Consider the following 23,361-nt stretch of genomic DNA (forward strand, 5'->3'; position numbering starts at 1 on the left):
TTGTATTGATTGCGGCGCACCAGCCGCAGGCGAACGCAACCGAAGCGGACTCCGATCGATCGATAGTGATGGAAACCGTCAAAGTCACGGAGAAGCGAGCCAAATCGAACCCGGCGACCGAGCAAGTCGAAGACACGCCGTCGACATCGATCAAAGACGTGTTCGAGAAAAACATTTCAGTCGGCGTCGGTGGCCCCACCCAAAGCGCGCAAAAGGTTTACGTTAACGGGATCGAGGAAACCAACCTCAACGTGCAGATAGACGGTGCCAGACAATCCAATAATCTTTGGCACCACAACGCCAACCTTCTAATCGATCCCGGCATGTTAAAGGCTGTGACTGTAGACGCCGGTGTCGCCGCAGCCGACGCTGGTCCGGGGGCGCTGGGCGGTTCGTTGCGGTACGAGACCAAGGACGTCGACGACCTGTTGACCACCGGCAGAGATTACGGCGCCTTTCTTGGCGGCGGCTTCGCCAGTAATTTGGATACCTTTACCAAATCCGGCGCGGCCTACGGGCGCAGCCAAGGCGTCGAAGCCTTGGGTTATGCCTCCCATGCCGAAGGCGGAAATTACGACGCCGGCAATGGCGACCCGGTGCAAGGCACCGGCACCAATCTGCTCAGCGCCTTGGGTAAAGTCGCTTATACGGCGGCTGGCGGCCACCGCTTCGAAGCCTCGGCCCAACATCTGGCCGACGACGAGATTAGACCGTTCCGGGCCAATTTTGCCGCCGTGCGCGGACGTACCTTATTGTCGGAAAACATCTTCAAACGCAGCACCGCCAATTTCAAATACAGCAACCGTCAACCCGGCAAATTCTACGATCCGGAAATCCGTTTCTATTACAACGATACCGCCCTGTCGCGTCCCAACGCCAACGGCGGATTCCGGCCCGGATATTTCGACTCCGCCATCGAAAGCTTCGGCGCCACCGCCCAAAATCGATTCGCTACCCCACTCGGCGAAATCACCGCCGGCATGGACTTTTACAACGACCACGCTCAAACCGATAACTTCCGGGACGCCCTGTTTACCGAAACGGCCCGTAATCTGGGTGGATTTGCCCAACTGCGCAGCCAGCCGCTGGACTGGCTCAAACTATCCAGCGGTCTGCGTATCGATTCGCAGGAATTCGATTCGGTCGACCACAAACACTTTGAAAGTACCGGCGCCAGCCCCAATGTCACACTCGGTATCACTCCGCTGCCCGATCTGACCTTCAGCGGCAGTTATTCCTACGTCTTCGGCGGCATCCAGCTCGCGGAAGCGGCGATATTTCACACGATGCCCTACGCAAACTATTCCGACGACGTTGCCGCGCAACGCTCCACCAACGCCAAAGCCGGAGTAAGTTACGTCGTTGCCGGGATTAAGTTGGACGGCGAAGTGTTTTCAACCCGTATCCAAAATACGCCAGCCTATCTCGAAGGCGAAGACAGCTTCACGCGGATCAACGGCCCGGCGGTGAAAACCGAAGGTTTTAACCTGGGTGCCGGTTACCAACTGGCGAATGCGGAATTCGGGGCGCATTACACCAATACCGAAGTCAGCTACGACCATTCGCAGCTCGGTACGCTGGCCTTCTACCTGGGTTCGCCGGTCGGCGAGATCGTCAAGCTGCATGCCGCCTATGCTTGGCCCGAATTGGGGGTAAAAGCCGGTGTCAGCTCGGAAATCGCCTTGAGATACCGCTACGCGCCGGAGTCTGGCAACCGAGATTTGGAGGGCTACCACGTCTATAACCTATTCGCCCAATGGCAACCCCGGTTTTACCGGGGCCTGACGCTGCGCGCCGAGGCCAACAACCTGACCGACGAAGAATATGTCGACCGTTACACCGCCGGCAGTGCCGTCGGCTTTATCACCCCGCTGCAAAATCCCGGCCGTAGCGCCGTCATTTCCGCCCGCCTGGAGTTTTGACCGCCATGTTTACCGAAACGCAACCCCCCACTCCGACTTCCGACGCCGAGCTGACCGGTGGTAGCGTAAAGCCGGACGCCGGCGCTCTGCTAGGCCGCTACGGCACCGGATCCAGTTTTTTCATGGCCACGCCGGAACTAACACTGCATGGCATTGGTATCCGCGATCGCTTGCATACCGCAGCCGAAGAGTCTCTCGAAGCCGCCTTGCAACGCCTGTTTGCCCTCAACCGGGAGCGCGGCGATGCCTCAACCATTGCCGTCGGCGCTCTGCCGTTCGTCGCGGATGCGCCGGCGGTGTTGTTCATTCCGGAGCATCTGGAGCTGGCCGGCCGTCTGGAGCGGCGTGGCGCGCCACTCGCGGGGCCGGCGGTGAATGGTTCGGCGACCCAAGAACGCCCGTCCCGCGAACTCTACGCACAACGGGTGGCACAAGCACTCACGATGATGCGGCAATCCGGACTCAAAAAAGTGGTCCTGTCGCGGATGCTGGAAGTCGTCGGCGAACACGACATCGACCAAACCCGGCTGTTGCGCAATCTGGCCGCCAATAACCTATCCGGTTACACCTTCGCGGTGAATCTGCAGTCGGAGACCCGCAACATCCGCCGTCTGATCGGCGCCAGTCCGGAGTTATTGCTGCGCCGCCGCGGCATCAATCTGGAGGCCAATCCGATTGCCGGTACCGCACCGCGCAGCAGCGATCCCGGCGAGGATTTGAGCCGTTCCCGCAAATTGTTGCACTCGGCCAAGGATCGCCACGAACATGCGTTGGTAGTCGAAGCGGTCGCCGACGCTCTCGGTCCTTTTTGCTCCGCTCTCGAAGTACCGCCGGTTCCGGAATTGATTGCAACCACCCGGGTTTGGCACCTTTCGACGCGGATTCGCGGGATACTGCGCGACCGCGACTCGAATTCGCTGACCCTGGCGCGTGCGCTGCACCCGACACCGGCCGTTTGCGGCGAGCCGCGCGAGCTGGCCCGTCAGGCGATAGCCCGTTTGGAATGTTTCGACCGCGGCCTGTTTACCGGCTTGGTGGGTTGGTGCGCCGCCAACGGCGACGGCGAATGGGCGGTAACGATCCGCTGCGCGGAAATCGAAGCCAACCGCGCCAATCTCTATGCCGGCGCCGGCATCGTTGCCGATTCGCAACCCTGGCAGGAAGTCGACGAAACCTCGGCGAAGTTCCGGACTTTGCTCGACGCTTTACATGGGAGCCGCAGATGACCGACGCCGACTTCGTGCCTTGGCCGGACCGGCTCGCCGCCCGTTACCGCGCGCGCGGCTGGTGGCGCGGCCAGACCTTGGGGGCCTTCCTGCGGGAGCTGGCACAGCGCCACGGCGACCGCACCGCGCTGGTCTGCGGCAGCCGCCGCTGGTCCTATCGCGACTTAGACGAAGCAGCGGACCGGCTGGCCGCCGGTTTTGTCCGGTCAGGCCTGCGCGCCGGCGAACGCCTGGTGGTGCAACTACCCAATATCGCCGAATTTTTCACGGTCTGCTTCGCCTGTTTCCGGATGGGCCTGATTCCGGTGATGGCATTGCCCGGCCACCGCCGCGCCGAAATCGGCGCATTTTGCCGGGACGCGGAGGCCGCCGCCTATGTGATTCCGGACCGCCACGACGGTTTCGATTACCGGGTCCTGGCGCGGGAAATCTTGGCTGTGGCGCCCAGCTTGCGCCAAGTCATCGTCGTGGGCGCGGCCGCGGAATTCACACCGCTGGACGCGCTGGACGCCGAGCCGCGAACGCTGGCGGAACCGGTAGCCGGCGACATTGCCCTGCTGCAACTGTCCGGGGGCAGTACCGGCACCCCGAAACTGATTCCGCGCACCCACGACGATTATCTCTATAGCGTACGCGCCAGCGTCGAAATCTGTGACTTTACTGCCGATACGGTTTATCTGGCCGCATTGCCGGTAGCCCACAATTTCCCGTTGAGTTCGCCCGGCACCTTGGGCACTTTACAGAGCGGCGGCCGTATCGTGCTGCTGCGCCGGCCGGAGCCGGAAGCCGCTTGCGCCGCCATTGCCGCCGAGGCTGTCAGCCACGTGGCCTTGGTACCGTCTTTGCTGCTGGCGTGGCTGGACTATGTGGAACGCACCCGCCCACCCCTGACCAGCCTGCGTCTGCTGCAGGTCGGCGGCGCCAGTTTGGCCTCCGAAACGGCAGCCAGAGTCGAACCGGTATTCGGTTGCCGGTTACAACAGGTATTCGGCATGGCCGAGGGCTTGGTCAATTACACCCGGCTGACCGACCCGGCGTCGGTCGTGCTGGAGAGCCAGGGCCGGCCGATTTCGCCGGACGACGAAATCCGCATCGTCGACGATGCCGACCGCGACGTGGCGGAAGGGGCCACCGGGCACCTGCTGACCCGCGGCCCTTACACCATTCGCGGCTATTGGCGCGCCGAGGCATACAACCGCACGGCATTCAGCGCCGACGGCTTTTACCGAACCGGCGACTTGGTGCGACGCCGGCCGGACGGGAATCTGCAGGTCATGGGCCGCGCCAAGGATCAGATCAACCGCGGCGGCGAAAAAATCGCCGCCGCGGAAATCGAAGGCTACCTGCTCAGCCATCCCAGGGTGCGCAATGCCGCGCTGGTGGCGGTACCCGATGCCCGGCTCGGCGAGCGCAGTTGTGCCTTCATCGAATTGGCCGACGCTAACGCGACCGAGGATCTGAGTCAACTCGCGCTAACGCTGAAACTGCATTTGCGCGACCGCTGCGGAGTCGCCAACCACAAAATCCCGGACCGCATCGAATTTCTCGACCGATTTCCGCTGACGGCGCCCGGCAAAATCGCCAAACCGCAACTGCGGGAACTCGCCATCAAACAGACCCGGAGCCCGATATGAGCATACCCAATATCCCAAGTTACGAAATGCCGACCGAACTGCCTGCCGCCAAGGTGCAATGGCACTTGGACCCAAGCCGAGCCGTCCTGCTGGTACACGATATGCAGCAGTACTTTCTCGACTTCTACGATCCGTCCCTAGCGCCGATCCCTACCCTTATGGAAAACTGCATCCGGCTGATCGCCGCCTGCCGCGGCCATGGCGTCCCGATCCTGTACACCGCCCAGCGCGGCGGCCAATCGGCGGCCGACCGCGCGCTTCTCACCGATTTTTGGGGCCCTGGGCTGCCCGCGCAAGCGGCATTGGAGCGCATAGCCGATGCGATTGCCCCCGAAGCGGGCGACGAGGTCCTGCCGAAATCGCGCTATAGCGCCTTCAAGCGCAGCGATCTGGAACAGCGTCTGCGCGCCATGGCGCGGGACCAACTGGTAATCTGCGGCATATATGCCCACATCGGTTGCCTGATGACGGCGGCGGAAGCCTTCATGCTGGATATTCAGCCGTTTCTGGCCGGCGACGCCCTGGCCGACTTTTCCAGGGAGGAGCACGGTGACGCATTGCGCTATGCCGCCGGCCGTTGTGCCAGCGTCTGCAGCAGCCAGGACATCGTGACGGCATTGACTTCACCGTATCCGAGTCTGCAAGCCTTGCGCCACGAGGTGGCGGCGGCGATTGCAATCGAACCCCACCGGCTCGGCGATCACGACGACCTGTTGTTGATGGGCCTGGATTCGATTGCTTTGATGACCTTGCTGCAAGGTTGGCGGCAACGCGGACTTCAAGCCGATTTCGGCGATCTGGCGCCGACGCCGACGCTGGCGGCCTGGCACGGTTTATGGCAGGGTGGCTCGGCCATTGCAGCGGCCGGCTCATGATACCCGACAGCCCCCCATTGGCATTGACCCAGGCCCAAGCCGGCGTATTGCTGGGCCAGCACCTCGCCGGCAATGCCGACGTGTTTTATGCCGCCGAATACACCGAATTGCGCGGCCCGCTGGAACCCACGCTGTTCATGGAAGCGCTGCATGCGACGTTGGCCGAAGCCGATTCGCTGCGGTTCCGTTTGATCGACACCGACGACGGTCCGCGGCAATTGCCCATCATCGCCCCGGTACCGATTCCGCTGCTGGTCGCGGCGGAAGATCTGGACGAAACCGAGTTCCTGGCCGAACTGTCGCGCCAATCCCGCCAAGCCTTCGCCTCGGAAGACGGTTTTCTCTACGAACACCGGCTCTACCGGCGGGCGGCGGAGCGCTACGTCTGGCTGCATCGAGCCCATCATCTATTGTTGGACGGCTACGGTTTTCAATTGATCGCCCGCCGGACCGCGGCCCGCTACGCGGAACTGGTCGCCGGCAACGGTCCGGTTAGTGCCGAATTCGGCAATCTGGCGGCGGTAGTCGACGCCGACCTCGCCTATCAGAATTCTGCGGCACGGGAAGCCGACCGGCAGTATTGGCTGGACACATTGGTGGGATTGGCGCCCAAATCGCTGTGTCGAAACCCGATACGCGGCATCGGCCGCGGCCGCCGAGTCGGCGGCGTACTGCCGGATACGGTGGTCACCCGTCTCAAGACCCGAGCCGTGGAGTTGGATTTGAGCTGGCCGGAATTGTTGATTGCCGGATTTGCCGGTTATCTGGCCCAATTTGGGCACGGCGACGACGCGGTCCTCGGCCTGACTACGATGCTGCGCGCGTCCGGAGCGGCGGCTCGCACGCCTTGTACGGCGATGAACGTGATGCCATTGCCGTTTGTGCACGACTGGGATCGGCCGTTGGCCGAGATCGGATCAAAATTGCGCCAAGACTTGGCCCGACACCGGCCGCACCAGCGCTATCGTTTCGAGCATTTGGAGTTCGACCTGGAACAAGCGGGTTATCCCCCAGGCTTACTCGGCACCGAAATCAATATTATGCCGTTCCAGGCGCCGACCCGCTTCGGCCCGTGCGAAGCCATGACCCGCACGTTGGCGGCTGGCCCGGTAGAGGATTTGGCGGCAGTGTTCATGGCGCGCGGCGATGTCATCGTCCTGGATCTCGACGGCCGTATCGAAAATTACGACGAACCGGCTTTGCGGGACCATTGGCAACATATCGTCGGCTTTTTGGCTCAAATTCTGGCGTAAGCTGCCGAGTAAACCCGCAATCCTTTTCACTTCCACCGCTTCGGCCGCGGGCGACAACTGCGGCCGGTCCACCCTAAGCAGTCGTCTCCGCATTTTGCCGCGAAGACGACTTTAGTGCGCTAAGCCCGGCGCCGAGCGGCAAACTTGCCTTGCTCCAGTTCGGAATACCGCCGGTAGCCGATTTGGTAGTCCTCGTCCCACAGCGGATTTTGCAGAATGTGGTCGACATCCAGCATATACGGCGTGCGCAAACCGCGGTGTTCGCAAGGCTCTGCCACTTGGCGCATGTCGAAACCCTGTTTTTTCACGGCATAAGCCAAGGCCGGCGCCACCAGTATGAACCAGTGCTTGATGCCGTTTTCCGCCGAGTAGTCGACCGCAGCGCGGTACAGGCCCCACATGATGCTGCGGCTTTGCTGGCGTAAGGTGTTGAGGTACTTGACGTTGCTGGCCGGATCGGTGTCGACGGCGGCTTGGGAGCGGGGAGCGAAGCGCCGGGCTTCGCGCAGTACGCAAAGGCGGGAAATTTCGATAGAGTCGCGATGGTGGGCATCGGCCAGCGGCTGGTCCTGTTCGTATTTTTCCGCGAACGGAAAGGTTTGCCCCTGCGGACTGACTACGCGCAATGCACCCAGCCATTGACCGGTGAAACGGTGGCGGACAATGAAATGCACCGCATGCTGGTCCCAATCGTCGAATTCCAATTGCTGCGGAAACAGTTCCTTATCCTCGTATCCGAGTTCGTCGCAGTAAACTTGATACCTGAGGTGGTAGTGGATTCGCTTGCTTTCCGGCGTATCAGCTAAAAAAACCTCAAAACAGTTGTCGAAAGAATGCTTTTCAGAAATCAAGGTGAAACTCCATAACAAAATTAATCAAATCCCTTATGTTCAGGCGCTGGTACCACGCGTCTCTGTCTTGACCGCAAAGCGGCTTTCGCATGCGCCGTGTCGGGGAATAATGTTTTCCATTCAGCTATTTGCGTGTATTTCTGCCGATAAATCGCGATAGCGGTTTGTAAACTACAGGCCGAAGATTAAAGAAAACCTGCAGTTTTGATTAAGGGAAGATTAAGAAACGGTATTTTCTAAGCAAAAAAGCCCGTCAGGAGTAGGAAATTTACTAGAGCTGCAAGCCTTGTCGGACCTAGGTTTGCAGCGAATTGCCGGAGTCAATCGATTTCCGGCGGCATGGGTGAAGCAAACGGACTCGACCAATAAGCCCGGTGCAAACTGAAATAGCGGTTGAGGCCGGCCGGCAGACGCCGGTGGCAGGAACGGCCGATTTTATAGCCCGACCATTTCAACAAGGTTCTGACAAACGCGGACGGCAGCATTGCCGGAGCGTGTCGCAGTAAATAGCGGTTTTCCGACACGACGAAACGCCTGCCCTCGCCGGCAGCGCCGCCGAAAGTCCGCTGCAACCACGGCACCCGGTTATGGAACACGCCGATATCGAAATAGCGGCGGAACTCGTCGGCAAAACCGTAATCGTGGGAATGAAACACCCTGGCGTCGGCGCAATATTTTATTTTCCAACCGCACAGCAACATCTTCCCGGCCGCGAAGGTATCTTCGTTCATCACCGTATGCCGCGGAAAGCCACCGGCTTGCACCAGCGCGCTACGGCGGTAGCCGGCAAAAGAATTGGAGATAAATACGGTCTTGATGCCGAAGCGGTCGCGGTCGGCCAGACCGCGCAATTGGCTGTGCTCGGGATAATTGAACAGCCGGGCGTGGGCGCCGATCGGGCCGGCGCCGACGTGCGGCAATTGCCGGCCGTAGGCGGCACCTACTTCCGGATTCTCGAACGCCGCCAGCAAATTGGCCAGGGCCTCCGGATCGGCCAGCAAGGCATCCTGGGTCAGAAACAGCAAAATCTCGGCATCCGCCAGATAGTCAACCCCAAATTGGCGGGTACCGCCGTGATTGAAGTCCTGGCGGGCGATGATTTTCACTTCAAATCCGGCCGCCCGCGCCAGTTCGACGGTCGCGTCGCCGGACGACGAATCGATCAGCAACAGATAGTCCGGCTTGCGGCTTTGCCCGGCCAGCGCCCGCAACCATTCCGGCCACATTTTGCCGGCATTCAGCGTCGGCACGATCAGTCCCACTTTGCTCATGTGCGCTGCTCCGCCAAACCGGCAAGCGGACCGAGTTCGGCCGGTTCGGTCAACGCCCGCCAGACCCGGTCGCCCAGCGACACGGCATCCAGCGCTTGTTCGGCATGGCGCCGCGCGGATTGCGACATCTGCCGCCAGCCGTCGGCGTCGGTCTCTTGCGCCGCCCGCAATACCTGGCAAACGGCAGTGTGGTCGCGTTCGAACACCCAGCCGGCGCCGATCTGCGGCAGGTGGTCCCAGGCCAAACCCTTGGCAACCAGCGCCGGCCGGCCGCAGGCCAAGGCTTCGGCGACGACGTTGCCGAAATTCTCGCGCATGCCGCCGGCCTGCTCCAATCCGGACGGCAACACCAGAAAATGACTTTGCGCCAGCAATGCCTTGACTTCGTCGGCCGACAGATAGCCCCGGTACTTGATCGCACCGTCGGCTGCGGCGACCAGTTGCAAAAACTCGTCGAAATAGGCGCCGTCGACGCTACGGCCGGCGACTACTAACCGGTCGTCGCTGCGCCGGGTTTGCAACCAGGCGCGAATGAAGCCATTGATGCCTTTCTCCTGTTGCACATGGCCCAGAAAGCATAACTGCATGCCGGGCCGAGCCGGATAATCCGCGACCTGGAACGCCCGACTGTCGATGCCGTTCGGCACCAACAGTATCCGCCCCTCCCCGGCCAAGGCCGCGCTAACGCCGGCAGCTTCGGTATCGCTGGTGCAATGCACGGCCAGGGCCCGGCGTAAGCTCGGGAAGGTCAGCCAGCGGTAAAACAGCCATTTGTGCGGCTTGCGGCTTTTGATCAACTCGACGTGTTCCGGCATCAGACCGCCGTGCACCGCAACGATGAACGGCTTGCGCAGCAGGCGGCAAAACACCCCGGCCAAGGTCGACGGCCAGGTGGCGATGCCATGAATGTAAACCCGCGGCGCTTGCCGGCATAGATTCCAAATTGCCGGAATCGCCCCCAAACCGAAGCCCCAGCGGCGCCAGCCGTAACAGCGATAGAGCCGAACCGCGACCGTATCGCCCAATTGCACCTCTTCGGCGTGCAAGCGACCGGAAATCGACTCGTCGGACGCGACCAGAACCATGCGATGGCCGCGCTCGGCCCAGGCCTGGGTCAATACGCCGCAAGTCACGGCTACTCCGCCGTAGCCCTTGGCCGGCGGCACGTGCGTCGCGATTATTCCCACATCCATCCTCTTCTCCTCAAACTAAAGGCAACCGCTGTTGCGGTAAGCAAAAAATCCGCGCCAGACGCCGACCAGGCTGTAATACCAGTAAGCCAGCTTGGCGCGGTTGCCGGACAACACCGCCAGCAGCATTTTCAAAACCGGCGCCAGCAACATTTTTCTGGCGATGTAATAAGCGATGAACCAATCCCGTTGATTGGCGAATTTGCGGATATAGGCACCGATACCGGTCGAGTACATCAACATCCGGGCGTTGCCCAGGCGGTAGTGGTCCTTGTCCGGATGGTAGATGCGGATCTCCGGCGTATAAAACGCTTTGCCACCGGCGCGCAGCAGCCGGTACAGCATTTCAAAGCCCTCGCCGCCGGCATATTTGGCGCCGATCCCGAAATCGTGATCCAGATAAAACTGGCTGCGATCGAGCCGATCGAGCGCGAAGAACTGGGTAAACTCCACTCCCATCATGCCCAGGCGCGAAAAATAACCGGCTTTGCGGCTGTTGACGCCGATGCTGAAGCCGCGAGTGTCGGCGTCGTATGAAGCCCCAACCAGAATCGCCAACTGCGGCCGCCGTTCGAATTCGGCGACCACCCGCTGCAACACATCGGCGGCATAGCAGCAATCGTCGTCCGGAAAGGCCACGATAGTCCCTTGCGCCAGGCCAATGCCGTAATCGCGGGCGCGGGCGTTGCCGGTGAAATCGACTTTGACGTGGACGATGCGCAGCGCCGGCCGAAACGATTTGACGATCGCGTCGATCTTGCCGTCCCGGTTCTGGTCGATCACGATCAGTTCGAAGTCTTGCAGCGTTTGCGCTTGCAACCCAGCCAAAAACTCGGCGACCTGCCAGTCCCGACCCAAGGTCGCCAGAATCAAGGACACGGTCACGGCCGCGGCTCCGCCCATTTACCGGCTTTGGCTTGCAGATAAATCGTCGCCTCGTACCAGGTAAACATCAACGCAAACTCCAGACCGGCCGCACCGTCCAGAAAACCGCCGCGCAGCAAATAGTGGTAAGCAAACCGCGCCACGATCCGCAGCCAGGAACGCCCCAACCAGACGCTAATCCGGCCACGCGCGGTCATCAAGGCGCCGGCGGTGGGTTGCAACTCGATTTCCTGCGCGGCCTTGCCGACGTGTTTGTGCATCCAGGCCACGATCTCGCCGTGGTAAAAATAATGCTGGTAGGGAATATCGGTCACCGCCACCCGGCAGGTGTCCAGCACCGCCTCGCCGTGGCCGGTATGGTTGCGGACGAAACCGACCGTCTCCCGCCGCACCAGACGCGGATGGTAAATCGGATAGCCCGGCGCGTGTTTCAGGCATTTGCCGCGCAAATACAGCAGCGACGGCACCATCAACACATCCATCTCGCGCGAGGTGGCCCATTCCGCGTCGAATTGCTGATAAAACAGCGGCGGATAAATTTCGTCGGCATCGACGAACAACACCCACGGCGTCTCGATGCCGCACTGCTGCAACGCAAAATTGCGCTGCTCGGCAAAGCCCGGCCAGGGATTATGCAACACCCGACAACCCCGGCGTTCGGCGATGGCAACGGTATCGTCGCTACTGCCGGAATCGACCAGCACGATCGGGTAACGCTCCGGAATCGCCGCCAGACAGCGCGGCAGGTTCGCCGCTTCGTTACAGGCCAGAATCACCACGGTCAGCATAAACGCCTCACTTGCCGGCGGCGGTCTTGACCGCGTAGACGTTCAGGTAAATCCCCATGCCGAACAGATTCATCAGGCCGTTGAACGGCATTTGCGCATATTTGACCAAACCGTTCAGCACCGCCGCCAGCCGGCCTTTGGCGCCCAAGCGTCGGGACAGCGCATCGAACGGGATCCGGGTGATCTGCTCGGTCTTCACCACCTGCAAACCGTTGCGTTCGAACAATGTGCGCAAGCCCTGCTCGGTAAAGAAGTTGACGTGCTCCGGCACCCACAGGCAGGCATTTTCGTTGGCGCCCAACAGCTTGACCAGAAACGAGGCGTAATTCGGCACTGCACAGGCCAATACCCCGCCAGTCTCCAACAAGGCCGCCACCTTGCGCAGCGCTTGCTCCGGCTCCAGCAAATGCTCCAACACCTGCGACATCACCACCACGCCGAACAGCTCGTCGCTGCGGTAGTCTTCGAACATCACCGGCAACGGCAAATCGCCGTTCATTTGTTCGAATACATTGTTTTCGTAGGCGCCGGGGTTGATGCTGACCGTGCGGTATCCCAGCAGGCGCAAGGCCCGGGTATAAAACCCGAATCCGGAGCCGATATCCAGCGCCCGGTAATTCAAGGTATTGTTGTAGCGGTCGGCATAGTGGGCGATGCGCTTCGCGTCCAGTTTGCAATTCGGATAAAGCTGCTCGCGCCGCAGCACTTCGTCCAAGCCGATCTCAGCGGTCAGGGCCTGACCGGAATGTCGATAAATCTGCTGCAACCACTCCCGGTGCGGCGGCTGATTCAGAAAGCCGGTGCCACACACCTGGCAGCGGTAAATCCGAAATTCTTCGGCATCGGCGTCGGCCGTGTACTGGTAGTGTTTGTGTCGCCAAAAGCGGATGCGTTCTCCGCCGCAGGCGACGCAATGGTGCAACAAGTCGCCGTAAGTTCGGTTAGCCATGCTGGCATAAGTCATCGTTTTCACAAGCATCCGCCATAAGTCGAAAAGATTTAATGTCAAAAAAACCCATCAGGCCGGCACCCGCAGCGCCGCGTCGGCGGCAGCCGAATCAGCCGGCTGCGGACCGGCGTCGCGCAGTCGCCAAGGTTTGGCCAACCGGGCCAATACCAAGGCTTCGATGCCGAAATACACCGGATTGGCCCAGGCCGCGCCGGGCAACCCGTATTGCAGAATCAGCAACGGTAAGGCAGTGATAGCCGCCAGAGCCCCGCACAAGCGCCCTTTCAGCAACACCCGCGTGCGTTTTTCCGCCAGCAGCGGTTGCGCCCAAACCGTACCCAACGCATGCAGCAAACAGCCGCAACCGATGGCCGGCAACAGAGCCGCGACCGGACGGTAGGCCTCGGCCAACAGCAGACTCACCAGCCAATCGCCCAACCAGGGCAAGGCCAGCAGGCCCAAGCCGCCGCCGGCCAGCAAACTGCGGGTCCATAACCGCAACACGGTATGGGCGCGGCGGTACTCGGCGGCGGAAAACGCTTGAAAATAAGCCGGCTGGAAAGTCCTCAGCAGCACCATCGCGCCGCGGTTGAAGGCTTCGTTGACCAGGGTGTAGCCGGCCGCATACAAACCGACATCGGCGGCGCCGAGGAAGTAGGCGATCGCATAACGGTCCCCCACGCCATTCAGCCAGAACACCAGCTCCATCGGAATCAAAGGCCAGGCATAATGCCAAATCTTGCCGGCAAACCGGCGCACGCCACCCCGAGTTGCCGCCCCGTCTGCGCCGGCACCGCCCGGCCGCCACCAGAGCAGATTGGACAACAGCGTCGCCGCGGCATAGCCGGCCAGAATCCATTCCACTCGCGCGCCCAGATAGCTAACCGCGGCTACGGCCAGGACCGGCCGTAAAATAGAGTCGCCGGTTTGCCACAACGCGGCCCGACGTTGGCGGCGACCGCCGATCGCCAGTTGCACGCCGAATTCGCGCCAGACCGTTACCGCCAGCAACGCGCCGGCCAGCAAAAACGGCATCATCTGCGTTTGGTTCAGGTGAGCGTAGTAGCCGCCACCGATCAGCAACAAACCAAGTGCCAACAAAGTCGCCTGCAAGGTCAAGCCGGCGACTGCCCGGTGAAGTTGGGCGCTTTGGGCCGGACCGGTACACTCCGGCAGCCAGCGCATGCCGCCGCAGATAAACGGGTAGGAAAACGCGGCAACACCCAGCGCGACGCAGCCGTTCAATAGTGCGACCTGGCCGAACACGTCCGGGGCCACCCGCTCGGTCAAAAGCCGGGTCCCCGCCAACAGCGCGATCGCCGAGGCCAATTGGCCGAACAAGGCCCAGAATGCATCGCCGCATAAGCGAGATTGCCGCAACCGGATTAGCCCGCGCTTAACCATAAACCCTCGTCGGTTGCAGACCGGGGTTCGCCGGCACCGTCGATTCGGGCTGACGGTGGTGTCCCAGCATCGCCCCCCATAAAAACATCAGCACCGCGTTCTGCGGAAAGTACTCCCATAAATTGAAGGTCAAACCGGCGACGAAAATGAACATCGCGACCAAGCCTTTGGCAGGGTGGACTGACATCCTTGTCGTTGCCCATAAAAAACCCAGATAGGCCAGCAAACCGATCAGGCCGTAGCCGTTCAATAAAAACAGATACAAGCTGTCGGAATCGAACTGGCCGGGAAAATATTCGGCGCCGAACAGCAAGTTAACGGTATTGGAACTCAAACCCAGGCCCCAACCGAACAGCAAATCGGCGGCATCGTGCACGTGGTTGGCGAATACCCGTTGCCACAGGGCGATGCGGCCGTCCTCGGTCGGATCGGCATCGTCGCGGCCGCTCAACAGCGGACTGGAGGCCAGGATCAAGGCGCCGACCGCCAACATCGGCGCCGGCATCCACAAGGCCCAGCGGTCGCGCGGTCGCAACGCGGCATAAATTTGGAAAAACACCACCAGCAAGCCACTGAGAAATGCGGTGCGCGAGCCGCTCAACAACGCCAGCAACACGCTCAGCGCCAGCCAGCGGCGCATGCCCGGAACCACGGCGAATACCAGCGCGCAAGTCGCCATCGCCGCGCCGAACAGATTCGGGCTGACGAAGGTACCGAACGGCCGGCCGCCGCCCAGCATCGACACGCCGAACAAGGGCGGCGCCCACAATGCCTGGGCCAGGGCCAGCCCGGCCTGTAATACCAGGTAGTAACGCAAACAGCGGGCGAACCGGCCGATCACCCAATCGGCCGCGCCGCGCCGACCGCAGACGAAGCCGATCAGCGCCAACGGCAAATATTCGAACACTCTGAGTCCGGTCAGCGGTACCACCAGCGGCAAGTCCAGATAGAGGGCGTAGCCGATTTCGAACAGAACGTATGCCGCCACCACGCTCAAAAACGCCAGCACCGGACCGCTGACGATGCCGCTGCGCAAACGCGGTTCGGCCCAGGCATAGCAAACCAGCAGCGCCAGCATCGCTTCGCGCAGCAAGCGCAGGCCCATGTCCTGTTCGCCGTAGACTTCCTTGATGCCGGCCCAGGCCGACTGCACCTGCGGCAACGCGGCGACGGTGGAAGTACAGACCAAGCCGAACAGCAGCAGCGGCAGATCTTTTTCCAGCTTCAGCAGCATGGCCGCCTTAACTCCGCTCGTCGGTTTCGGCGGCGGCGGGTACCCAGTCCCGCTCCAGTTGCTTGGTCAGCCAATCGCCGACGGCATGGTATTTGTCGGTCCATCCGGCAGCGGCGGCCGGCTCCTGGTCGGCGCGTTGGTAGGCGTAGCCGTAGTACGGGTAGTAGGACGAGCCTTCCTTCATATCGTTGATGATGAAACCGTTCGGTTTGATGCCGACTTGCTGGAAACGGCGGGCGCTGACTTCCAGCTCCTGCGCGGTATATCGGCCTTCCTTGACCACCAGGAAGGTGGCGTCGGCATGCTTGCCCAGAATCGCGGCGTCGGTGGCGCCCAGAATCGGCGGCGAGTCGATCACGATGTGGTTGTAAAAGCTTTTCAGTTGCTCCAGGGTCTCGGCCAGTTCGCCCAGCACCAGCAGTTCGGCCGGATTCAGCACCATGTTGCCGCGCGGAATCAGATCGATACCGACTTCCGGCAGGCTGACGATGACTTCGCCCAGGCTGGCGCGGCCGGCCAACAGATCGGACAAACCGGGCTGTTTACCGATGCCGAAAGTTTCGTGCAGGCGGCCGTTACGCATGTCGGCGTCGATCACCAGCACCCGTTTCTTGATGCTGGCCAGCAGCGCCGCCAGGTTGGAGCTGACAAACGACTTGCCCATCGCCGGCGCCGGACTGCTGACCATGATGACCTTGCTTTCATGGTTGGCCAGCGTCGCCTCCAGTGTGGTGCGCAATCCGCGCAGCGATTCGACCGAGATATCCAGCGGATCTTCGTTGACCAGGATGCCGCCGTCTTTGTCGCGGCCGAGCAGACCGGCCAATTTGCGTTGCTTCTTGCTATGCGGGATGGCCGCGAACATCGGCAGCCCGACCTGGTATTCCAGCAAGGCCGGATAATTGTCGTGGCGCTGCAGCGAGTGGCGCAGAAACACCCATGCCGATCCCAGGCTCAGGCCCAACAGGCTGGCGATCGCCAACAGCAGGCCCGGCTTCGGCCAATACGGTTTTTCCGGCGTCACCGCGAAATCGACGATCCGCGAGTTGCCTAACGAGCCGGCGGCGGCGATGCGTTGCTCCTGGGCGCTGTTCAGTAACGAGGTATACAGTTCGGTATTGACTTGCACATCGCGCGACAGGCTCACCATGTTTTGCTGGGTTTTCGGCAAATCCTTGATGCGTTTTTCCAGGGCCGCCAACTTGCCATTCACCCGCTTGATCTGGGCGTTGGTAGCCATCATGTCGGGATGCTCGGACTCCAGCCGCTGGCTTTGCTCGTCGTATTTTTGCTTGAGCTGGATGCTCAGGGTTTCCATGTCCGAAGCCTGCTTCAACAGAATCTCGGCCTCGGCGGAAATGTCCACCGCGCCGTGCTGTTGCCGGTAGGCACTCAAACCCTGCTCGGCTTTTTCCAGGCGCTCTTTGACGATCGGCAGTTGGCTTTCCAGAAAGGCCAATTTTTGCGAGGCTTCGGCCGATTCCCAATTGACGGTGGCGTTGACGTAAATCGCGGCGATATCGTTGACCGATTTGGCCAATTGCTCGGGATCGCGGCCTTTCAGTTCCACGCTCAAAATGTCGGTATCTTTCGACACTTCCTTGACGGCAAAGGCTTTTTGCAAAGTTTCGATCGCCGATAAGGCGGTGCGCCGCACCAGCTCGAAATGGGTGCCGGGATGGGCGTCCAGGACTTCGATTTTAATCGTCACCGGGGTTTTCTCGCCGATTTCGGCCGTGACGACCTGGCCGACTTCTCCGGTCAACAACTCGGCGCCGTTCGGTGCCAGGATCTGGTAGCGGCCGTGTTCCAGTGCGATCAGGGTAAACTCCTTTTCCAAGTAACGGTCCGGAACCTCGAACGCGGCCACCTTGGCCTTCTCGCCGCCCCAGGCCCAACGGCCGAAGCCCCACCAAGCGCCGGCGACGCCATCGTGGCGATCGTGTTTACGGGCCAGGGTTTCGCCGATCAGCGGAAAATAACTGGGCTCGATTTCAATCGCCAGATTCAGATTGTCGACCACCTTACCCAGCACCGAACGCGAACGCAGAATCTCGACTTCGCGCTGCGCCCGCGGACTCTCGGCTTCGGCCGGAGTCTGATTGTTGTCGCCGTGCAGATTGGCGGCCAGCAGGGCTTTGTTCTTGTCGATGCGCAGCAAGGCATCGGCTTTGTAGGTCCGCGGCGCCAAAACCAGGTACACCAGCGTCACGGTCAACACCGCGGCGAGAGCGATCAAGAGGGTTTTACGGCCTTCGATCAGCAAATCCACATAGTCGCGAATGCTGACGCTCTGCTCTTGCAGGCGATTTGGATTCGGCAACGGTAACACCGGAACGGCTTCATTGGGTGGATACATACTTTTCACAACCTTTTCGCTTGAAAACATTCGATTCCCCTCTGCACACACCAGCAGCCGGGGGCGATTTTTAACTACATTCCCATCAGTGCCGCTTGCGACATGATCGCGGTAAACGATCCGGGCAGAATCTGGTTCAACACCCGCGACCACTGGGTAACGCCGGCAGTACCGACAAACAAGGTATCGTGGGCTTGCAGCGGAAATTGCTCGGCCAGGATCATCGCGTCGGGCGATTCGGCATTGAGCTGGAAGATTTCCGGTTTCATATCGCCGGCGCGCACCACATAAATGTCGCCCGGACGCGAGGTATTGAAGTCGACGCCGTAGGCCTCGGCCAATGCTTGCGCCAGACTCATCCGGCCTTTGTTGATCTGCACCGCCTGTTGCCGGCCGACCTCGCCCATCACGTAGACTTTGCTGTCCTTCTGGTCGCCGACATTGAGCACATCGCCGTCTTTCAATAGTACGTTCTGCGTGGTCAACCCCTTTTCATACAGGGCTTGCACATCCAGTTTGTACAGTTTGCCGTCGCGGGCCAGCGCTACGTTGTTCATGTCCGAATCCTTGGTGGCGCCGCCGGCGCGGCTGATGGCCTCGGCCACGGTCAGCGGGGTTTCGTTCATGGCCAACACCCCCGGTTGCTTGACCTCGCCGACCACCGCCACCCGGTGAGCCTGAAACGACAACACCCGAATGTCGAGTTTGACCTTCTTGAAAAAACGCGACAATTCGCGGGTCAGCTCTTCGCGCACTTCCGGAATGGTCTTGCCGCCGACATGAAGATTGCCGACATAGGGGTAATACAGATCGCCGTTGTCGTCGACCACCTTACCTGCCATCTCCGGCAGAATTTTTTCACCGCCGGGATCGTTCAATTCCGGGTGCTCCCACACCGTAATCTGCAACCGGTCCTGCGGTCCGATCCGATAACTGGTCTTGGTATTGTCCACCGGCAGCAATTGGCCGACCGCCTGTTGCCGCGCCACTTCCTTCTCGATGATCAGGTCGGCGGTGATCGGCATGACGCGGACTTTCTCCTTCACCAACTGGCCGTCCTTTCGGGCCGGCAACTCGATTTCGGTCAAGCCGTTACTGTCGGTGTTCATGTCCATGCCCGGCGCCAAAAAACAGCCCGGTAGCGCTAACGTCAACAGGATGGGAAGCAGTCTGTACATGCTCAGGTTTCCTTAATAGGCGTTCTTGTTGATAAAACCGGTCAGCACGGTGCGGAAGGCGATCTCGATATCGAACCACAACGACCAGTTCTGGATGTAATACAAATCGTGCTCGATGCGCCGGTTCAAGTCGGTGTCGCCGCGCCAGCCGTTGACTTGGGCCCAGCCGGTGATGCCGGCCTTGACCATGTGTTTTTTCATGTAGTTGGGTACTTGTTCCTTGAACACTTCGACGAAGTCCGGCCGTTCCGGGCGCGGGCCGACCAGGGACATGTCGCCGCGCAAAACGTTGATCAATTGCGGCAATTCGTCCAGGCTGGTTTTGCGCAGGAAGCTGCCGAACGGAGTAGCCCGATTTTCGCCGGGCTTGGCCCAGACCGCGCCGGTTTTGGACTCGACGCCCACCGGCATCGAGCGGAATTTCAGCATGGTAAATTTGCGGTTGTTCCAGCCCACCCTGACCTGGCGGTAAAACACCGGGCCGGGCGAACTCAGCTTGACGCCGACAGCGATCAGCAGCATCAGCGGGCTGATCAGCACCAGTAAAATCAAAGCCAGCAAACGGTCTTCGACTTCTTTGATGTAGCGGTTGACGCCGTGCAGCGGCGACACCGAAAAATCCAGAGTCGGAATGCCGGCCACGGTGTTCAGACTCAGAAACTTGCTTTGTTTAAAGGCAAAGCAATCGATTACCAGCCGGATGCTGACCGGCAAATGCCGCAATTGGTATTGGGCCCGCTCGGTCAGGGATTCGCCTTGATAAGCCACCCAGACCTCGTCGATAGCGTGCCGGTCGATCAGGGCCGGCAAGTCAGCCAATTTGCCCAGGCACGGCAGGTCATGGTCGTTCAGCGGCTGCCGGCCAGCGCCGCGGTCGTCGACATAACCCACCGCCTGCAAACCGGCCCAGGGCGAATGGTTCAACTGCCGCGCCACCGCCACCGCCATTTGATTCAGGCCGACCATGATGATTTTGCCCTGCGACCAACCCCGTGACCGCAGCCAACGCAAAACCTGCGACATCACCGAGCGCGCAGCCAATACGCAGACCAAACCAAGCACACCCCAGGAGGCGATCCAGCGGTAACTGGAACCGAACCAGACATGCAAGCGCACCAGAAACACGATGGAAACCACCGCCAGCAGCGCCAGCAGCCAGGCTCTAACGATGCGGGCGATCTCGCCGCGCATCGCGTCGTTGCGCCAGGGCCGATAGACTTGGCCGATTTCGAAGAAAATGATGGCGCCGAGTACGCCCAACGCAGTTACGATCCGGTAATGCTGGTCAACCGCATATTCGCGCAACCAGAAATAATGCGCTGCCCAGGCAGCGGCTAACAGCATGGCCACGTCGATGATCCGTAACAGCAGAATCACGGTATGGCCGTATTGGCGAAAGAGTCCGTTGAAGATATTTCCGAAGCCGAGCGGCATAGCGGCGTTCCCCCTGTTGCGTCTAGTTCCGAAGACTTAAGGACGCCATCCTTGGCATCCTCAACCTGTTGCCGGGTTTGCGATTCAGCAGTGCCGGCTTGGGTACAAAGCTTACCGGCGCAAAATGAGAGAAAACCTGGGGGTTTAATTAAGAGCAGATGAGAGGGAAATTAGAGTTGGATAAGCGCGCTGAACGGTTCAGCATCATCGAGCTCAACCCAATCGCAGGCCGGGAAATGAACCGCTCCCGCTCAGTGAACGGATAGCCAAACAGCCCATGATCATGGATTGAGATGGGGTGCTGCGGGAGGGAGCCTCGGATTCGGCGTTATTTTGTGCAGCGTCACATTGCCGAATCTCGGTTTTGCGGGATGCCAAAAGGCAGAAACAACTCTCAAAAAATTATGACTTAATTTTCTTAAATATCTCCCGAACAGCGACTTCGCCAAAGCTGCAGGCCGATTCTGGTGCAGCAATTTTCAGGGGGATACATCAATGAACAACCAAACCTTCATCGCTTCCGCGCTACTCAGCTCGTTGTTGGGTTGCGCCGCAACGTCCGAGCAAACGGCATCGATAGACGCCGACCCCAGCCAAAGCTTACCGGCCACCGCAGCCGGCATTCCGACGGAGACTATTTACTTTGCGTCGCGCGAAGACGCGGAAAAGGCATTGGTCGGCTACAACTACGGCCTCACCATGCTCGCTGACGGCCGGGTACAGGCCTTCGTTTCCGGGTTAAACGGTTCCGGTCAGTCCAATCCGTTGTCGGTAATCAAGGACAACACCCAAAAATCCTTGTCCAATGTCACCCAAGCTAGCCAAACTGCGGAATCCGAAACCCCGTTTCCGACGATTACCCTGCCCGGCAATGTGAACGGCCAAGCCGCAATCGACGCATTGGGCAGTAACTTGCCGCTGGTGGCTCAGGCTTACGACATGTCCGCCGAACGCCTGGAAAACATTCTTAAAACCGACCAAACCGCGTGGATAGACCAAGGCGGCCGCTTGCTTTACATCGAATCCGATACCAAACCGGTACCCGAACCGCAGGGCGGAAACAGCGCCGCTAACGAAGCCTATGCAACTGCGGCCGAATCTTCGACCTTTTCGTCCTTGGCAACCTCGACGGCAGATCCGTTTGCGTTGCACAGTAAACCAGGTTCGAACCGGGTCATTTATCTGGATTTCAACGGCCACGTCGCCAGCAACACGGCCTGGAACAGCGGCACGTTGACTGCTCAGGCCTACGATACCGACGGCAATCCGGGCGCATTCAGTAGCGCGGAGTTGAGTAATATCCGCGAAATTTGGCAACGCGTCGCTGAAGATTATGCGCCGTTCGATGTGGACGTCACTACCCAAGAGCCGACGGCGGATGCGCTGCAACGCACCAGCAGCAGCGATGCTCAGTACGGTACCCGAGCCGTGATCACCCGCTCCATGCCGGAACTTTGCAGCCAGTCCTGCGGTGGCGTGGCTTATGTCAATGTTTTCTCATACTATTCCTCCACCACGCCGGACCGTTACCAACCCGCCTGGGCGTTCTTCGATAAATTGGGCAACGGTTTTCCGAAATATGTTGCCGAAGCGGTATCGCACGAAGTCGGGCACAACCTGAACCTGAATCACGATGGTACATCGACCGTCGGCTATTACTCCGGCCATGGCAGCGGTGCCACCGGTTGGGCGTCGATTATGGGGGTCGGCTATTACAAACCGGTGTCGCAGTGGAGCAAAGGCGAGTATCCCGACGCCAATAATCTACAGGACGATATCGCGGTTATCAGCGCGGCCGGCATTCCGATCCGCGCAGACGACTATCCGAGCACAACCGCAAGCGCCGCGCCGCTGTCGGGCGATGCCGCTGCCGTATCGCAAACCGGCGTGATCGAGCGCAATAACGATGTCGACGTGTTCACCTTCTTTACCGACGGCGGCAACGTGCAGTTCAACGTCGGTTCCGGTTCGGTGGCACCTAATCTGGATATTGCGCTGAAGCTGGTCGACAGTGCCGGCAATACCGTGAGCTTCGCAAATCCGGCGGATAGCCTGTCGGCGGCAGTAACCGCGACCTTGCCTGCCGGCCAATATTTTCTGCAAGTGGAAGGCGTCGGATTCGGCGATTTGACTACCGGCTACTCCGACTACGGCAGCATTGGGCAATATCAAATCACCGGCAACTATCCGAAAAGCTCGACCACGCTGGTTTCACCCACCGCGGTAATTTCCGCATTGCCGACCAGCGGCGATGCGCCGCTGACCACCACGTTCAACGGCTCTGGCTCCAGCGATCAGGACGGCAGCATCGTCAGTTACGACTGGAACTACGGCGACGGCAGCAGCAACGGCAGTAGCAGCAGCGCAAGCCACGTCTACAACACACCGGGCAGCTATACGGCAACTTTGACCGTAACCGACAATAGCGGCTTGAAAAACAGCACCACGCAAATGGTTAACGTGACGCAAACACCGGTCGCGGCGAACATGAAGGTAGGCAGTACAAAGATCTCGCGTAAATTGTTGAGCAGGGGCAGGTCACAGTGCGTGGCCAGTATCACGGTCAACTACGGCACGTCCGGCGTCGCCAGTGCGACGGTGTATGGAAGCTGGAGCGGTTCGGTCGCCACAACATCGGGCTCCACTGCGGTGACGGGCAAAACGTCCGGAACCACGGCTACCAACGGCAGCGTCAGCATCAGCAGTTCGACTTTGCCGAGCAGCACCTCGGGTACCTGCGCGTTCACGGTCACCAACGTCGTCAAATCCGGCTTCAATTACGACGGTAGCGGTCAAGTTGCGGGCAGCTTTTCCTGGTAAGGCACCCGCAGTATGCAACGGGCGCGGTTAACGCCGCGCCTAGTTTGCGATTCCACTCGCCGCCAACGGGTATCTAAACAAATATCCG

At 60.3% G+C, this 23,361-nt stretch carries 17 protein-coding genes; 6 read left to right on the forward strand and 11 right to left on the reverse strand.

Annotated features, from left to right (window positions below):
• The first annotated feature begins 68 nt into the window (after positions 1-68).
• The 5 genes from ACH518_RS18875 to ACH518_RS18895 are packed head-to-tail and all read left to right on the forward strand — an operon-like array spanning position 69 to position 6,910.
• Positions 69-1,922 carry a TonB-dependent receptor plug domain-containing protein gene (locus ACH518_RS18875; RefSeq protein WP_445371208.1) on the forward strand — a complete coding sequence of 618 codons (1,854 nt, stop codon included), beginning with the start codon at positions 69-71 and terminating at the stop codon, positions 1,920-1,922.
• Between the two features lie 5 nt (positions 1,923-1,927).
• Positions 1,928-3,148, forward strand: coding sequence for an isochorismate synthase (locus tag ACH518_RS18880; RefSeq protein WP_445371209.1), 1,221 nt, complete (start codon positions 1,928-1,930; stop codon positions 3,146-3,148).
• Positions 3,145-4,782 (forward strand): (2,3-dihydroxybenzoyl)adenylate synthase, encoded by a 1,638-nt coding sequence (locus ACH518_RS18885; protein ID WP_445371210.1) that lies wholly within the window; start codon positions 3,145-3,147, stop codon positions 4,780-4,782. Before ACH518_RS18880 ends, ACH518_RS18885 begins: the two co-directional genes overlap by 4 nt.
• Positions 4,779-5,657: an isochorismatase family protein gene (locus ACH518_RS18890; RefSeq protein ID WP_445371211.1), complete on the forward strand. Its 879-nt coding sequence runs from the start codon at positions 4,779-4,781 to the stop codon at positions 5,655-5,657. The genes ACH518_RS18885 and ACH518_RS18890 overlap by 4 nt, the downstream gene beginning before the upstream one ends.
• Complete coding sequence (locus ACH518_RS18895; RefSeq protein ID WP_278211209.1) at positions 5,654-6,910, forward strand: condensation domain-containing protein; 1,257 nt, start codon at positions 5,654-5,656, stop codon at positions 6,908-6,910. Before ACH518_RS18890 ends, ACH518_RS18895 begins: the two co-directional genes overlap by 4 nt.
• 119 nt (positions 6,911-7,029) lie before the next feature.
• On the opposite strand, the gene ACH518_RS18900 is transcribed toward ACH518_RS18895, so the two are convergent.
• The 11 genes from ACH518_RS18900 to ACH518_RS18950 all read right to left on the reverse strand — a co-directional run bounded on the left by ACH518_RS18900 (position 7,030) and on the right by ACH518_RS18950 (position 20,453).
• Positions 7,030-7,761 carry a PEP-CTERM/exosortase system-associated acyltransferase gene (locus tag ACH518_RS18900; protein WP_445371212.1) on the reverse strand — a complete coding sequence of 244 codons (732 nt, stop codon included), beginning with the start codon at positions 7,759-7,761 and terminating at the stop codon, positions 7,030-7,032.
• A gap of 320 nt (positions 7,762-8,081) precedes the next feature.
• On the reverse strand, positions 8,082-9,032 hold the full coding sequence (locus ACH518_RS18905) for a glycosyltransferase family 2 protein (protein WP_445371213.1): 951 nt from the start codon (positions 9,030-9,032) through the stop codon (positions 8,082-8,084).
• Positions 9,029-10,225 carry a glycosyltransferase family 4 protein gene (locus tag ACH518_RS18910; RefSeq protein ID WP_445371214.1) on the reverse strand — a complete coding sequence of 399 codons (1,197 nt, stop codon included), beginning with the start codon at positions 10,223-10,225 and terminating at the stop codon, positions 9,029-9,031. The genes ACH518_RS18905 and ACH518_RS18910 overlap by 4 nt, the downstream gene beginning before the upstream one ends.
• 15 nt (positions 10,226-10,240) lie before the next feature.
• On the reverse strand, positions 10,241-11,107 hold the full coding sequence (locus ACH518_RS18915) for a glycosyltransferase family 2 protein (protein ID WP_445371215.1): 867 nt from the start codon (positions 11,105-11,107) through the stop codon (positions 10,241-10,243).
• Positions 11,104-11,895: a glycosyltransferase family 2 protein gene (locus ACH518_RS18920; RefSeq protein ID WP_140911095.1), complete on the reverse strand. Its 792-nt coding sequence runs from the start codon at positions 11,893-11,895 to the stop codon at positions 11,104-11,106. The genes ACH518_RS18915 and ACH518_RS18920 overlap by 4 nt, the downstream gene beginning before the upstream one ends.
• A gap of 7 nt (positions 11,896-11,902) precedes the next feature.
• Positions 11,903-12,859 (reverse strand): class I SAM-dependent methyltransferase, encoded by a 957-nt coding sequence (locus tag ACH518_RS18925; protein WP_445373018.1) that lies wholly within the window; start codon positions 12,857-12,859, stop codon positions 11,903-11,905.
• Between the two features lie 54 nt (positions 12,860-12,913).
• On the reverse strand, positions 12,914-14,248 hold the full coding sequence (locus tag ACH518_RS18930; RefSeq protein ID WP_445371216.1) for a lipopolysaccharide biosynthesis protein: 1,335 nt from the start codon (positions 14,246-14,248) through the stop codon (positions 12,914-12,916).
• Positions 14,241-15,482, reverse strand: a complete 1,242-nt coding sequence (locus tag ACH518_RS18935; RefSeq protein ID WP_445371217.1) for an O-antigen ligase family protein — start codon at positions 15,480-15,482, stop codon at positions 14,241-14,243. The genes ACH518_RS18930 and ACH518_RS18935 overlap by 8 nt, the downstream gene beginning before the upstream one ends.
• Positions 15,483-15,489: 7 nt before the next feature.
• A complete protein-coding gene (locus ACH518_RS18940; RefSeq protein WP_445371218.1) occupies positions 15,490-17,841 on the reverse strand; it encodes a polysaccharide biosynthesis tyrosine autokinase in 2,352 nt (783 codons plus the stop codon).
• A gap of 74 nt (positions 17,842-17,915) precedes the next feature.
• Positions 17,916-19,019, reverse strand: coding sequence for a polysaccharide biosynthesis/export family protein (locus ACH518_RS18945; RefSeq protein ID WP_445371219.1), 1,104 nt, complete (start codon positions 19,017-19,019; stop codon positions 17,916-17,918).
• 12 nt (positions 19,020-19,031) lie between these two features.
• Positions 19,032-20,453, reverse strand: coding sequence for an undecaprenyl-phosphate glucose phosphotransferase (locus ACH518_RS18950; RefSeq protein WP_445371220.1), 1,422 nt, complete (start codon positions 20,451-20,453; stop codon positions 19,032-19,034).
• 495 nt (positions 20,454-20,948) lie between these two features.
• Between ACH518_RS18950 and ACH518_RS18955 the strand changes: the two genes are divergently transcribed.
• Positions 20,949-23,273: a PKD domain-containing protein gene (locus ACH518_RS18955; RefSeq protein ID WP_445371221.1), complete on the forward strand. Its 2,325-nt coding sequence runs from the start codon at positions 20,949-20,951 to the stop codon at positions 23,271-23,273.
• The last annotated feature ends 88 nt before the right edge of the window (positions 23,274-23,361 follow it).

It is taken from the genome of Methylomonas sp. HW2-6 (assembly GCF_052474525.1).

Bases quoted from the DNA above. Each gene is read 5' to 3' on its own strand.
- ACH518_RS18925 (WP_445373018.1), bottom strand. From the start codon at position 12,859: ATGACTTATGCCAGCATGGCTAACCGAACTTACGGCGACTTGTTGCAC.
- ACH518_RS18885 (WP_445371210.1), top strand. From the start codon at position 3,145: ATGACCGACGCCGACTTCGTGCCTTGGCCGGACCGGCTCGCCGCCCGT.
- ACH518_RS18905 (WP_445371213.1), bottom strand. From the start codon at position 9,032: ATGAGCAAAGTGGGACTGATCGTGCCGACGCTGAATGCCGGCAAAATG.
- ACH518_RS18935 (WP_445371217.1), bottom strand. From the start codon at position 15,482: ATGCTGCTGAAGCTGGAAAAAGATCTGCCGCTGCTGCTGTTCGGCTTG.
- ACH518_RS18920 (WP_140911095.1), bottom strand. From the start codon at position 11,895: ATGCTGACCGTGGTGATTCTGGCCTGTAACGAAGCGGCGAACCTGCCG.
- ACH518_RS18880 (WP_445371209.1), top strand. From the start codon at position 1,928: ATGTTTACCGAAACGCAACCCCCCACTCCGACTTCCGACGCCGAGCTG.
- ACH518_RS18895 (WP_278211209.1), top strand. From the start codon at position 5,654: ATGATACCCGACAGCCCCCCATTGGCATTGACCCAGGCCCAAGCCGGC.
- ACH518_RS18955 (WP_445371221.1), top strand. From the start codon at position 20,949: ATGAACAACCAAACCTTCATCGCTTCCGCGCTACTCAGCTCGTTGTTG.
- ACH518_RS18910 (WP_445371214.1), bottom strand. From the start codon at position 10,225: ATGGATGTGGGAATAATCGCGACGCACGTGCCGCCGGCCAAGGGCTAC.
- ACH518_RS18930 (WP_445371216.1), bottom strand. From the start codon at position 14,248: ATGGTTAAGCGCGGGCTAATCCGGTTGCGGCAATCTCGCTTATGCGGC.
- ACH518_RS18945 (WP_445371219.1), bottom strand. From the start codon at position 19,019: ATGTACAGACTGCTTCCCATCCTGTTGACGTTAGCGCTACCGGGCTGT.
- ACH518_RS18950 (WP_445371220.1), bottom strand. From the start codon at position 20,453: ATGCCGCTCGGCTTCGGAAATATCTTCAACGGACTCTTTCGCCAATAC.
- ACH518_RS18890 (WP_445371211.1), top strand. From the start codon at position 4,779: ATGAGCATACCCAATATCCCAAGTTACGAAATGCCGACCGAACTGCCT.
- ACH518_RS18940 (WP_445371218.1), bottom strand. From the start codon at position 17,841: ATGTATCCACCCAATGAAGCCGTTCCGGTGTTACCGTTGCCGAATCCA.
- ACH518_RS18875 (WP_445371208.1), top strand. From the start codon at position 69: ATGGAAACCGTCAAAGTCACGGAGAAGCGAGCCAAATCGAACCCGGCG.